The sequence below is a fragment of the Mycolicibacterium sp. Y3 genome (genome assembly GCF_051188035.1).
In the GTDB taxonomy this organism is placed as follows: domain Bacteria; phylum Actinomycetota; class Actinomycetes; order Mycobacteriales; family Mycobacteriaceae; genus Mycobacterium; species Mycobacterium fluoranthenivorans.
The window spans coordinates 229,757-242,058 of sequence record NZ_JAVQLT010000001.1 but is presented as its reverse complement, the minus strand read 5'-3'; the positions used below and the strand labels follow the sequence as shown (position 1 = coordinate 242,058).

Here is a 12,302-nt window from a genome sequence, read left to right as displayed (position 1 = left end):
GAGGGCTACAGGTACTGCCCGGTGCCGGGGTGTCCGGGACCGCGCTGCTGGCCGGCCATTCCCGGCGGCAGTTGACGCATCTGCTCGAGCTGCGCCCGCGCGGCCATCTGCTGGGCGAACAGGGCGGTCTGGATGCCGTGGAACAGCCCCTCCAGCCAGCCGACCAGCTGAGCCTGCGCGATGCGCAGCTCGGCGTCCGAGGGCACCGAGTCATCGGTGAACGGCAGCGTCAGCCGCTCCAGCTCCTCGCGAAGTTCGGGGGCCAGACCGTCTTCGAGCTCACGGATGCTGCTCTTGTGGATCTGCAGCAGCTTGGTGCGGCTGGCATCGTCGAGAGGTGCGGCGCGTACCTCTTCGAGAAGCTGCTTGATCATGGTGCCGATCCGCATGACCTTGGCGGGCTGCTCGATGAGGTCGGTCAGGGACTTGTCGTCCTCGGCGGTACCCGTGCTCGGGTCGCCCGCCAGGATCTCGATGTTGTCGTCGTCGGGATTGATCGTCATGGCCTTCCTGATACCCGTCCTCACCCGTTGGTCGGTGTCGATGGGGTGTCACCGCGCCACTCGTAGATGCGGGACTCCCCGTTGTCGTAGATCTTGGCCCACGACTTCGACTTGTCCAGTGACACTAGTCCGTCGGGCATCACGAACCCGCGCACGACCGGGGTGCTGGTCAGCACGTAGCGGATATTGAGCGCGTGCACGGCCTCGGCCACCCGCGGGTCGTGATCGGCGTCATCGGCGTAGGCCCAGAAGATGAACCGGTAGTAGCCGGGCCCCTGCTGCTGGGGATAGTCGTAGTGCGTCCACAGCGGATGCAGCCCCGCCACGGCGTACATCCAGGCGGTGCCGTCGGTGTTGGCATCCCCGATCATGGTGTCGCGCGCCCCGGGCAGCGCGGCCAGATACGACATGGCCTCGAGGTCCTTGTCGTCGATGATCACGTGGTCGTACTTGTCGCCGATCAGGAAGCGATGCCGCGGGAAGTAGTGCCAGGCACTGGTGAGTGCCACGGCGACCAATACCGCGGCGGTCACCCCGTGCCACACCCGGGGTGTGCCGCGGTGGGCGAACCGGCGGACGGTGGCCACCGCCAGGGCGACCACCGTGAACAACCCGATGCCGGCCGTGGCGGTGAGCAGCATCGTCACCACGGCAGAAAGCCGGCGCGGGTCGCTGTAGAAGAGGTCGCTGAACCGCCCGGTGAGGGTGCCGATGATGCCGCCGAACGGGGCTGACGAATGCACGATCGACACCACCAGCAGGCACCAGACCGCGAGCGGCCACCAGATCCGGCGGTACACCAGGACGCCGGCGCCGACGGCCGCGGCGAGGACGAGGAACCACTGGATCGGGAAGTCGTTGAGGTGGCGGGTGTGCTGCACGACGGCGTCGATGAGGCCGCGCTTCTTGCCCTCGTGGGTGACGAACGCGTGCCCGACGATGATCTCGGCCTGCTGCAGCACTCCGACGAACTGGGGAAGAAGCAGAACGAGTGCAGGCAGGCCGACGGCCAGCAGGGTGAGGAAATCGCCGAGCCGGCCGCGCACGGGGCGCAACAGGCCGTCGAACAACCACCACGCGGCGACCAACAGCACGGCCACCACGCCACCGGTGATGTGGACGGAGAACACACCGATCACGGCGAGGACCGCCAGCGGGATCCGGTCGCGATGCCGCAGCGCCGAGATGGTCAGTGCCGCCGTGGGTACGGCCACGCCGTATGCGGCCAGATTGGGCATGGACGCGGTGTCGAATTCGACGTAAGGGACCGCGGTGAAGGATGCCGACAGGGCGGCCGCGGTGGCCGCGCACCCGGCGGTGCGCCATTGCGTGGTCGTTCGGCGCAGTATCAGCCAGGTGAGACTGGCCGCGCTGACCGGGAACAGCCAGATCGAGGCGACGAGCGAGTTGATCGTGTACGCGGTGGTCGCCGCGGCGCCGCTGACCTGGCTGTAGATCGCGGCGAGCGCATGAAAGGTGGACGGGTAGTACAGCGCGTCGTGGGTCTCGACGTTGCGCAGTTCCCCCATATGCGTCGGTGAGGCCTGACCGGTGTCGAGAATCCAGCGGATGGTGTTGGCGTGCCAGACGGAGTCCCAGTTGCTGGGAATCGACTGCCAGTTCGGGAGGCCGCGCACCGCGGCGAACCAGATGAGCAGGGCGCCCAACACCACCCCGGCCGCCGCCACCAGCGCAGGTCCGCGCTCTGCGGCGCGTTCCTCGGCGTCCCGATCACCGAATCGGATGAGGAGCCGGCGCAAACCGAAAGTGATGCCGATCACAAGGATTAGCGCCGCCAGGGCCGTCCAGACCATCCAGGGGATGCCGACGGCGCCCATCGGCACGATGGCCAGTGCCACAACGCCATACGTCACCGCGGGACCCACCGCCACGGCAGTCGGCCAGGTCAGGCCCGCCGTTCGTCCGACGATTGCTCCCGGGCACACCAGCAAAAGCAGGGCAATCAGCACCCCGAACGACAAGCCCACTGCACTAGTATGGCTGCCGAAGTGATCCGGCCCAGGACCCCGGCCCAAGACGCCGTGGTGCTACCGGGCACTTACCGCAACTGTGTCCGTCTGCACGAATTGCAGACGCTCTAAGGTGGCTTGCATGGCTTATGACGTCGCCCGGGTGCGCGGATTGCACCCGTCACTTGGCGACGGCTGGGTGCATTTCGACGCACCGGACGGGATGCTGCTGCCCGATTCCGTGTCCACCACGGTGTCGACGGCCTTCCGTGGCTCCATGCCGATCGCATCCGGCCCGCATCCGTCCGCGCGACGCAGTGCCACTGTGCTGGCCGCCGCCCGCCAGGCCATCGCGGATCTGGTCGGGGCGAGTCCGGACGGGGTGGTGCTGGGTGCCGACCGGTCCGTGCTGTTGACCCTGTTGTCGGATGCGGCTTCGTCCCGGGTGGGGCTGGGGTACGAGGTGGTGCTGACGCGCCTGGACGACGAGGCGAACATCTCACCGTGGTTGCGCGCGGCGAACCGGTATGGCGCCAAGGTCAAATGGGCCGAGGTCGATGTCGAGACCGGTGAGCTGCCCGGATGGCAGTGGGAGAACCTGATCACCAAGCCGACCCGGTTGGTGGCCATCACGTCGGCGTCCTCGACGCTGGGCACCCTCACCGACCTGGAACCGGTCACCAAGCTGGTGCACGCCAACAACGGGCTGGTCATCGTCGACCACTCCGCGGCCGCGCCGTACCGGCTGATCGACATCGACGATATCGATGCCGACGTCCTGGCCCTGAACGCCGTCGCCTGGGGCGGACCGCCGATCGGCGCGTTGGTGTTCCGCGATCCGTCGGTGATCGACATGTTCAGCTCGGTGTCGCTGGATCCGCACGCCACGGGCCCGGCTCGGCTGGAGATGGGCAACCACCAGTTCGGGTTGCTCGCCGGCGTGGTGGCCAGCATCGAGTACCTGGCCTCGCTCGACGAGGCCGCGCAGGGCACCAGGCGCGAAAGACTCGGGGTGTCAATGGAGTCTGCGGCGGCCTACATGGACCGGCTGTTCGGCTATCTGCTGGCGTCGTTGCGCTCACTGCCGCTGGTGATGGTGCTGGGCAGTCCGGCCGAGCGCATCCCCGTGCTCAGCTTCGCGGTGCAGGGCGTGCCCGCGGAGCGTGTGCTGCAGCGGCTCGCCGATAACGGCGTGCTGGCGTCGATCGATCCGAACTCGCGCGTGCTCGACCTCATCGGGGTGAGCGACGTCGGTGGTGCGGTCACCGTCGGACTGGCCCCGTACACGACGACGGCCGAGGTCGACCAGTTGGTCCGGGCGCTCGCCTCCCTGGGCTAAGACACCCGCAGCAACACCTTTCCGTGCACCTCGCCGGCGGCCAGCAGCGCATGGGCCCGTGCGGCCTCTTCGATCGGCAACTCGGCGCCGACGATCGGCTTGACCTTGCCCGCGCTGATCAACGGCCACACGTTGGCGACCACCGCATCGACGATCGCGCCCTTGCCGTCGGGCCCGTCGACCGGCCGGGACCGCAGCGCGGTCGCGATCACCCCGGCCCGCTTGCTCAGCAGCTTGCCGAGGTTCAGCTCGGCCTTGATCCCGCCCTGCATGCCGATGACGACGAGCCGGCCGCCGTCGGCGAGGGCGTCGATGTTCCGGTCCAGGTACTTCGCCCCCATGATGTCGAGGATCACCTCGGCTCCGCCGGCGGCGCGCACCCGCTCGACGAAATCCTCCTCGCGGTAGTTGATGGTGATGTCGGCCCCGAGGTCGGCGCACACCGCCAGCTTCTCCGCGGAGCCGGCGGTGACGGCGACATGGCTGCCCAATGCGTGGGCAACCTGGATGGCGTGCGTGCCGATACCGCTGGCGCCGCCGTGCACGAGCAGTAGCCGACCCGGATCGAGATGCGCCGTCATCATCAGATTCGACCAGACTGTGCACGCCACCTCCGGAAGTGCGGCGGCCTCGTGCAGCCCGACGCCGTCGGGAACCGGCATCACCTGCTCGGCCGGAACCGCCACATACTCGGCATAGCCGCCGCCTGCCAGCAACGCACATACCGGTTGCCCGACGGACCACTCGGTGACTTCGCTGCCCACTTCGGCGATGGTCCCGGAAACCTCGAGCCCGAGTATGTCGCTGGCGCCGGGAGGGGGCGGGTAGTTACCGGCAGCCTGCAGAAGATCGGCCCGATTCACGCCGGCGGCGGCCACGCGGATCACAACTTGACGGGTGTGAGCTGCGGCGTCGGGAACTACTTGCATTGTCATACGTTCGGTTGAAACTGCAACGATGGCGCGCATTCGGACAACGTTACTTGTGCCGAGAGCCTTACGATGGCGCGATGGAAGGCACAATCGCCGGGCGGACAGCCAGCACGATGCCGGGTCTGGATATCGCTGAGCAGAGATCCTGGCAAAACTTCCTGGACTCCGCGCTCCGGCTGTACGCGACGCTGAATCGTTCCCTGGTGGACGCGCATCGGCTGACGCTCAACGATGTTCGTCTTCTCGACATCCTGGACCGTTCGATGACGGGTTCCGCGCGGATGGGCGATCTGGCGGAGAACCTGATGTCACTGCCCAGCAGGGTCACCCGGCAGATCCACCGTCTGGAGAAGCTCAAACTGGTCCAGCGGGTGGCCAGCCCGGAAGACGGCCGAGGGGTGCTCGCCACGATCACCGACGACGGGCGGGCGCTGCTCAAGGAAGCGCTGGAAACCTACGGTGACGGGGTGCGCACCCATTACCTGGGCCGGCTGTCGCGGCCGCAGATGGCTGCGGTGGGGGAGAACTGCCGCCGGATAAGTGCCGGTCTGCAGTCGGATGCGCCGCCCGCGAGGCTCGGCCGGGTCTAGACCCTTTACGCTTATCGGCGGTGGCGTGGCAGAGCGGCCTAATGCACTCGCCTTGAAAGCGAGAGTCGGCTAACACCGACCGGGGGTTCAAATCCCTCCGCCACCGCCAAAATCTGCGGATCTACCGCCGTCTTGTCGTGCCACTGGCCGCGAACGGCGCAGGCACAGAAATCGAAAGCACTCGGCCGGTGTGCGATAGCCCAGGGCCGAGTGCGGTGTCGGTGGTTGTGTTCGGTCTTGAAGTCGCCGCTGACTGCGCGGGCCTCGAACAGGGTGTTCCAGTGGTTGCGGTTGAGGGACTCCTTGCTTGGTCGGATATTCGACGATTCGATGTAGCCGTCGTCCCACGGACACCCCGACGGGATGCAGACCATTACGGTGTTGTTCTCGCAGAACCGTTGCAGCGCTGCGGAAACCATCTCCGGCCCGTTATCCATGCGCGGCACCTTCGGCGGACCGCCGACCGCGGCACACACTTTGGTCAGTTCCTCGACCAGCCCCTGCTTGCCGGCGAATCAACGGCGTTGCGTGGACCGCGATGGTGCTCGGGTGGATGCTTCCCGGCGTGGACAGAGGGGCCACCGGCAGCGGGACTGTGTCACGCGGCAAAGGGCATCGTGGAATAATGAAACGCGCGTCAATTAGTAGGCGATAATCGCGGCGTGTCCAAGATAATTGCAGCGACCCTGCTCAGCATTGCCGCCCTGTCCGCAGTGCCCGCGGCGGTCGCCCCCATTGCCCAAGCCGACGTGTGCGGCGACGTCGGAGGCCGGCACGTCAGCGTCGGTGGCTGCACCCCGGGCATCGCCGGTGACGCCGTCGGTGCCGCGGTGGCCGTGGGAACGGCCGACGCAGTGGCGGGCGATTGGGCCCGCTACGGCTTCCCGGAGGGCTACGCGTACTCGCTGGTTCCCTCGTTCCCGGGAGAGGAGCCCTGCATCTCCCCGACTGGCCTGCAGTACTACACGCCCGGTGCTGAGCCCTGCTACATGCCCTAGTGGTGGTTCCCGGCCAGGTTGCGAACGCGTAGGCGTCCGACGGATATGAGGCCGCCGATCCAGGTGTGGAAGTGGTGGGTGAAAAGCTCTGACGGATAACAGGATTCCGTAGTCTGTCAGAGCTTGTCTCTCAGCTCATCACAGCGCTCTGGCGTCTGCCGGTCCCGAGGGGTCTATCCGACCGCATGGTGCCCCGGAGCGGCCTCCTGGCGCCGCAGGGTGTCGGCGTAGCAGATCCATTCGGACAGAGAGTCTTCGGAGAGTCCGAGCGCACGGGACGTGACAAATCGGACGTTCTCATTGCGCATGTGCAGCAGCCAGGTGAGTTCCTCGTCGACCTTCTGGAAGTACCTGTCATCGGTGAAGTAAGCGACGCTGACTCGGAAGAATTGAGCGATCGCCTCCATCATTTCAGCAGACGGATTCGTGCGCTGACCAGTGCGTAATTGCGACAGATAGGGCGCTGAAATCCTTATCCCCTCGCCGCGCAATTCCTTGACCACTTCATGAGAAGTGTGAGGGCCGCGCCCGGGTGGGTAGACGGCCTCGAACAGTTTGTTGAGACGGGCGGCGAAAGTTGTATTCATACCGTCCTGCCAACCTCCACGTCTCATGTGATGGCGGCCGTTCGGTGCGAACGGCCGGGCTTCGGCTCCGCCTCATCCGCCGCGTGGCAGTAGTAGCCAGCGGAGCGTGTGGCGACGTTGCCTCGGCTGACCACGACCGACGATTCCGATACCGAAACGAGTACCACGCCGCGAGTGTGTGCCGGGCCATATTGACGCGATCGTTACGCGCGTGACATGTTCCTTGGGAACGATCTTGATGTATGCACAGCAATATCGGACGGCAGTTCGAGCCGAACAATGTTACAGGTAGAACCATTGGAAGGACGCTCGGGTATGCAGCCAGCAATATTTGATGGATTGCCGCTGGTCATGTCAGCTATTTCGGTGGGGGCTCTCCTGGTCAGTGCCGTGACATCCAAGCACCGACGTGCCGCCGGCACACGAAGAGCCGGCGAGGTGTCACGCACACACCTCGGCGCCGAAGCTGTGAGTTACTGTCGGTGCACCCGTGATGATTGCTCGATGTGTCCGGCGCGTTGGTCGCTTTGAGCCGCGGCGCAGTCGCAACCGTGCGCCGGCAGACCGTGTGTCGATTGGCTCGATGACGCGGATCGGCCAGAAACAGTGGCTGCGGGTCATCGTGGCGAGGAATGTTCACCACATCGCTGACCCTGTACATATTCTGCCGCGGCATACGGCGAATGCCGTGAACCCCTAGGGCATAAAAGTGATATGCGTGCGCCACGGTGCTCACGGTATGGATTGCGATAAAAGTCGAATCCAGACTCGGTATTCGGCCGAGCTCCGAATTTTGCGGACCTGAGCCCAGCCGGTCCGACAGTCGTCTCGGTTGACGATCAACTCATTCACAGGCAAGTTGGCGTCATGTATCGCCTGAGCTCGGTCGCCGGGGCCGGTATCGGCGTCGGGCGCAAGCAGCGAGTGCGGCTGTTGCGAATCTATTTGAGCGCCACGACGTTTCTGTACCTGTACGGAGTCGTGTTCACCTTGTTTCCGGTGCGCAGCGACATCGCCTACGGCAATCCGACCGGCGGCATCATCGCCATCATTCTCGGGATGGCGGCACTCGCGCAGCTCGCGATCCGGCCGGAGCGCGTCATGTTCCCCACCGTGGCTGCGATCGCGGCCACCCCTGTGGTGATGGCTTTTCACGTCTCGATCACCGCCGAGTACGTCTGCCTTATCGGCCCGATGTTCTTGGCGATGTATCTGCGTGCCTTCCATCCGCCCTACCAGGCGTGGATGCTGATCACGGCGCTCACCGTGGCCTGTGTGGTCGCGGTCGCCCTCGCCCCCGCACGGCACGTCGGCGTCATCACGTTTCTCATCATCGTCGTCGCAATCACGGCAGCAGCCGAGTCTTTCGGTCTACTCATGCGCGCGATGTTCACCGCCGCATGTACCGACCCGATGACGGGCCTTCTGAATCGCGCCGGGTGGGAGATCGGAACCTCCGATCTGCTCAGGCATCTCCGGCCGACCACGTCGGTCTCGGTAGTTGTCGTCGCGCTGGATATCGATGGCCTGAAGACCCTCAACGACACGCAGGGCCATCAAGCCGGAGACCGCCGCATCACCGACTATGCCCACCAGTGGAAACAGCTGGTACCCGGGCGTGCCGTGTTGGCCCGCCTCGGCGGCGACGAGTTCGCCGTCTGCATCGCGGGTGAAGATCCCGGGATCGTCAGGGATTTCCTCGACAGCGTCCGGACAAAGACACCGTCGGTCAGCCTCGGAACGGCCACTGCGAACTTGTCCGGCGCCAACATCGCCACCCTGTATGCGCAAGCCGATGCCGCGCTGTACCAGAGCCGCGGTCGTCGCCTCCAAGGCCCTGACACCGTCGCGAACGGCTAGTCGAAAGCCCGGGCAGTCGGGGCGAATGCAGCACCAAATGACGCACTCACAGTGATAATTCCGTTCATGGTGGAAGTGCGGGACGCGGTCCCGGCCGATGCGCTGGCCGTGGCAGAGACGCACGTCCGTTCCTGGCAAGTGGGCTACGCGGGACTGATCTCGCAGAAGTACCTCGACCGGATGCGCCCCGAGGACAGGGCCAGTCGCTACAAGTTCGAACGGATGGACCCCGTCAACGGGCCCTACACGCTGGTAGCCGTCGACGAGGGTGTTGTATGCGGGCATGTCACGCTCGGGCGATCACGGGAACGTGAGCACGAAGAGTTCGGCGAGATCTGGTCGCTCTATGTGGATCCCGCGCACTGGGGATCAGGTGTGGGCAGCACCCTGCTGGCGGCCGCGTGCCGGCAGTTGAGCCAGGCCGGATATGGCTTGGCCTATTTGTGGGTGCTGTCGACGAACACCCGTGCACGACGCTTCTATGCCCGTGCCGGCTGGACCATCGAAGGATCCGAGCGAACCGATTTCGTGGGTGGCAAGTACATCTGCGAGATCAAGTACGAATTGCGGGTCGACAGTCGCGAAACGACCCACTCCGCAGTCTGATCCGATGCGTCGGGGCTACGTCGCGACGGGAACGTGTCGCCGGAGGAAATCCAGGTAGTCCGAGACCGCGCGGTCGAAGTGCTCGCCGAAATAGATGTCGAAATGGCCGACCGGATATGTGCGCACTTCCGCAGCGGATGCCCGGGACGTCTGCCGCTCGGCGGTGCGGTTGGGGGCCACGGTATCCGGGTCGCAGAGCGCGACGTAGACCGGGCAGCGGATGTCTCTGGTGTGCCGGCCGGGTGCGTAGCGAAGCACATCGAACGCCGAGCGTGCGGTGATCCTGTTGTCGAAGTCGGCGTCCTCGGCACCCAGCGCCGTGATGCCGGGCAGCGCGTCATGCGCACTCATGAACGACGGGGTGCCTGGTCGTGCCGCCGAAGGCAGGTAGCGCGGCGCCGCGCCGCGGGCGGCACCGATGAGGTCCCGTACGGCGGCGAACGTGACCCGGGCGCTGGTCAACGGATTGACAGCCAGGGCGGAGGCCAGGCCGTCGGTGAACGGGCATTGGGCGATCGCGGCGGCGAGGCGGTGGTCGCGCGCGGCCATGGTCAGCGAATGCCCGCCGCCGAAGCTGGTTCCCCAGGTGACCACCCGGCCGGCATCGATACCGGGTAACGACCGGGCGAACGCGATCGCCGCCTCCCAGTCGGCCAGCTGTCGGGGTACCGACAGCAATTGCCGTGGCAAGCCGGCACTGTCGCCGAAGTGGCGGTAGTCGAACACCAAGCATGCGTAGCCTGCGGCGGTGAAGCGCTGGGCGTAGGCGTCCAGGTGCATGGCCTTCGTGCCACCGAGGCCGTGGGCCATCACGATGACGGGTATCGGCGCGCCGTCACCGTCTGACTGCGGCCGGTAAAGCCATGCGTCGCAACGTTCGCCGCCGCTGGAAAACTCCGTGTTCTCACGCATTCGCCATCACCGATCCCGGATCTCCCGCCGCCCGACAGTCTTCGACGGCACAATACTTGCCGTGCACAACAAGCAGGCCCTGCGGCCGCCTTTGGTGATCGCCGCGCTCGGCGTGGTGTTCGGCGATATCGGTACCAGCCCCATCTACACCCTCCAGACGGTCTTCAACCCCGGCGACCCGCATCCGGTACCGATCAGTGAGACACATGTCTACGGCGTGGTGTCGTTGATCTTCTGGTCGGTGATGCTCATCGTCACCCTCACCTACGTCAGTCTGGTGATGCGCGCCGACAATGACGGTGAGGGCGGCGTCATGGCGCTGATCACGCTGGTGCGCCGGTGCTGCCCGGCCGGGCATGAACGCAAGGCCGCGGTGCTGTCGGGGCTTGGCCTGTTCGGCGCCGCACTGTTCTTCGGTGACAGCATGATCACCCCGGCCATCTCGGTGTTGTCGTCCATCGAAGGCCTGAAAGTGATTGAGCCCGACCTGGATAGGTGGGTCATCCCACTCACGGTGGTCATCATCGTGGCGTTGTTCTCGGTGCAGCGGCGCGGCACCGCCACCATCGGACGGTTCTTCGGTCCGGTGATGATCGCCTGGTTCGTCGGGATCGGGGCGTGCGGGATTAGTGGAATAGTCGCTCATCCCGACATCCTGCGGGCGTTGTCGCCCACCTATGCCCTGGGGTTCATGGCCGGGCATTTCCACATCGCCTTCTTTGCACTGGCGGCCGTGGTGCTCTCGGTCACCGGCGCCGAGGCGCTGTATGCCGATATGGGCCACTTCGGCCGACCCGCCATCGTCACGGCTTGGCTGGCGCTGGTGCTACCCGCCTGTGTGCTGAGCTACTTCGGTCAGGGCGCGTTGTTGTTGGGTGACGAAAACGCCGTCAGCGCACCGTTTTTCCTCCTCACTCCGGAATGGGCGCGGATCCCGATGGTCGTGTTGGCTACCGCGGCGACGGTCATCGCCTCCCAGGCGGTGATCACCGGCGCGTTCTCGGTGGCCGCGCAGGCCGCCCAACTCGGCTACCTGCCGCGACTGCGCATCGCCCACACGTCCGCAAAAGCCATGGGGCAGATCTATGTGCCGTGGATCAACGGGGTGCTGATGGTGGCGGTGCTGACGCTGGTGCTGGCGTTCCGCAGCTCGGCGGCCCTGGCGTATGCGTTCGGCATGGCGGTGACCGGGACGATCACCATCACCACGCTGCTGTTCCTCTACCAGGCCCGGGCCCGCTGGCATACGCCGCTGTGGATCGTCGTGGTGGGTGGGGGCGCGCTGCTGGTCGTCGACCTGATGTTCTTCGCCGCGAACCTCACCAAGCTGGTGCACGGCGCATGGCTGCCACTGCTGATCGCGATCGCCGCGTTCACGGTGATGGTGACCTGGCAGCGCGGCCGAGATGTGGTGACCAAGGCCCGTGAAGAGGCCGAGGGACCGCTGCAGGACTTCGTCGACAAGCTTGCCGCGGACCCGGCGGCGACGGTGCGCATCCCCGGCACCGCGGTGTTTCTCAACCGAGGCGGCGAAACCGCCCCACTTTCCATGCGCGCCAACGTCGAACACAATCACGTGCTGCACGAGCACGCCGTCATCATGTCGCTGGACGTCCAGCCCGTGCCCCGTGTCCCCGATGATCAGCGCATCACGCTGGATAATCTGGGTTACACCGATGACGGGATCAGCTTCGTCAGCGCCAAGTTCGGCTATATGGAACGGCCGGATGTGCCTGCGGCACTGAGACTGGTCGAAGAACATCCGTCGATGGAAGCGCCGCTGTCGGTCGACGATGCGACGTACTTCTTATCGAAGCTGGAACTGACCCCCGGTGATGCGCCGACCATGGCGCCCTGGCGTAAGCGCCTGTTCATCGCGACCTCGTACATCACCTCCGATGCGGCGGGCCATTTCGGGCTTCCGCTGGACCGCACGGTGATCATCGGCTCGCGTATCGAGGTGTGACGGTCGACGGTGCGGCTGAATCTGCCGTGCCCGCAACGG

General features: G+C 65.8%; 11 protein-coding genes and 1 tRNA gene. 7 read left to right on the top strand and 5 right to left on the bottom strand.

All coding sequences use genetic code 11. The features are described from left to right. Positions 1-5 precede the first annotated feature (5 nt). Together QN239_RS01205 and QN239_RS01200 are read right to left on the bottom strand one after the other, a co-directional pair. On the bottom strand, positions 6-503 hold the full coding sequence (locus QN239_RS01205; protein ID WP_090361865.1) for a bacterial proteasome activator family protein: 498 nt from the start codon (positions 501-503) through the stop codon (positions 6-8). A 20-nt stretch (positions 504-523) separates the two neighbouring features. Continuing rightward, entirely contained in the window at positions 524-2,491 is a 1,968-nt protein-coding gene (locus QN239_RS01200) for a DUF6541 family protein (RefSeq protein WP_499007764.1), read from the bottom strand. A gap of 124 nt (positions 2,492-2,615) precedes the next feature. Between QN239_RS01200 and QN239_RS01195 the strand changes: the two genes are divergently transcribed. After that, the gene (locus QN239_RS01195) at positions 2,616-3,812 is read left to right on the top strand and encodes a cysteine desulfurase-like protein (RefSeq protein WP_090361858.1); all 1,197 of its coding nucleotides are present in this window, start codon (positions 2,616-2,618) and stop codon (positions 3,810-3,812) included. On the opposite strand, the gene QN239_RS01190 is transcribed toward QN239_RS01195, so the two are convergent. Then, entirely contained in the window at positions 3,809-4,780 is a 972-nt protein-coding gene (locus QN239_RS01190) for an NAD(P)H-quinone oxidoreductase (RefSeq protein WP_499007763.1), read from the bottom strand. The genes QN239_RS01195 and QN239_RS01190 overlap by 4 nt on opposite strands. 41 nt (positions 4,781-4,821) lie before the next feature. Here QN239_RS01190 and QN239_RS01185 point away from each other — a divergent pair, with 41 nt between their 5' ends. The 3 genes from QN239_RS01185 (at position 4,822) to QN239_RS01175 (ending at position 6,332) form a co-directional block, all read left to right on the top strand. Beyond that, positions 4,822-5,334 carry a MarR family winged helix-turn-helix transcriptional regulator gene (locus QN239_RS01185; protein WP_090361852.1) on the top strand — a complete coding sequence of 171 codons (513 nt, stop codon included), beginning with the start codon at positions 4,822-4,824 and terminating at the stop codon, positions 5,332-5,334. Between the two features lie 19 nt (positions 5,335-5,353). Next, positions 5,354-5,443 (top strand) — tRNA-Ser (locus tag QN239_RS01180). A gap of 553 nt (positions 5,444-5,996) precedes the next feature. Further along, a complete protein-coding gene (locus QN239_RS01175; RefSeq protein WP_499007762.1) occupies positions 5,997-6,332 on the top strand; it encodes a hypothetical protein in 336 nt (111 codons plus the stop codon). Positions 6,333-6,505: 173 nt separating this feature from the next. Here the strand turns inward: QN239_RS01175 and QN239_RS01170 are convergent, their stop codons facing one another. Beyond that, positions 6,506-6,919, bottom strand: a complete 414-nt coding sequence (locus tag QN239_RS01170) for a helix-turn-helix domain-containing protein (protein ID WP_499007760.1) — start codon at positions 6,917-6,919, stop codon at positions 6,506-6,508. An 867-nt stretch (positions 6,920-7,786) separates the two neighbouring features. Here QN239_RS01170 and QN239_RS01165 point away from each other — a divergent pair. After that, positions 7,787-8,779: a GGDEF domain-containing protein gene (locus tag QN239_RS01165; protein WP_499007759.1), complete on the top strand. Its 993-nt coding sequence runs from the start codon at positions 7,787-7,789 to the stop codon at positions 8,777-8,779. A 66-nt stretch (positions 8,780-8,845) separates the two neighbouring features. Next, positions 8,846-9,385 (top strand): GNAT family N-acetyltransferase, encoded by a 540-nt coding sequence (locus tag QN239_RS01160; protein ID WP_499007758.1) that lies wholly within the window; start codon positions 8,846-8,848, stop codon positions 9,383-9,385. Positions 9,386-9,400: 15 nt separating this feature from the next. On the opposite strand, the gene QN239_RS01155 is transcribed toward QN239_RS01160, so the two are convergent. Beyond that, positions 9,401-10,297 (bottom strand): alpha/beta hydrolase, encoded by an 897-nt coding sequence (locus QN239_RS01155; RefSeq protein ID WP_499007756.1) that lies wholly within the window; start codon positions 10,295-10,297, stop codon positions 9,401-9,403. A gap of 61 nt (positions 10,298-10,358) precedes the next feature. Between QN239_RS01155 and QN239_RS01150 the strand changes: the two genes are divergently transcribed. Beyond that, positions 10,359-12,263 carry a potassium transporter Kup gene (locus QN239_RS01150; protein WP_499007754.1) on the top strand — a complete coding sequence of 635 codons (1,905 nt, stop codon included), beginning with the start codon at positions 10,359-10,361 and terminating at the stop codon, positions 12,261-12,263. Positions 12,264-12,302 lie beyond the last annotated feature (39 nt).

What these genes read in the sequence shown, in the direction of transcription:
- QN239_RS01195 (WP_090361858.1), top strand. Translation starts at nt 2,616, where the DNA reads ATGGCTTATGACGTCGCCCGGGTGCGCGGATTGCACCCGTCACTTGGC.
- QN239_RS01155 (WP_499007756.1), bottom strand. Translation starts at nt 10,297, where the DNA reads ATGCGTGAGAACACGGAGTTTTCCAGCGGCGGCGAACGTTGCGACGCA.
- QN239_RS01170 (WP_499007760.1), bottom strand. Translation starts at nt 6,919, where the DNA reads ATGAATACAACTTTCGCCGCCCGTCTCAACAAACTGTTCGAGGCCGTC.
- QN239_RS01205 (WP_090361865.1), bottom strand. Translation starts at nt 503, where the DNA reads ATGACGATCAATCCCGACGACGACAACATCGAGATCCTGGCGGGCGAC.
- QN239_RS01165 (WP_499007759.1), top strand. Translation starts at nt 7,787, where the DNA reads ATGTATCGCCTGAGCTCGGTCGCCGGGGCCGGTATCGGCGTCGGGCGC.
- QN239_RS01185 (WP_090361852.1), top strand. Translation starts at nt 4,822, where the DNA reads ATGGAAGGCACAATCGCCGGGCGGACAGCCAGCACGATGCCGGGTCTG.
- QN239_RS01160 (WP_499007758.1), top strand. Translation starts at nt 8,846, where the DNA reads ATGGTGGAAGTGCGGGACGCGGTCCCGGCCGATGCGCTGGCCGTGGCA.
- QN239_RS01190 (WP_499007763.1), bottom strand. Translation starts at nt 4,780, where the DNA reads ATGCGCGCCATCGTTGCAGTTTCAACCGAACGTATGACAATGCAAGTA.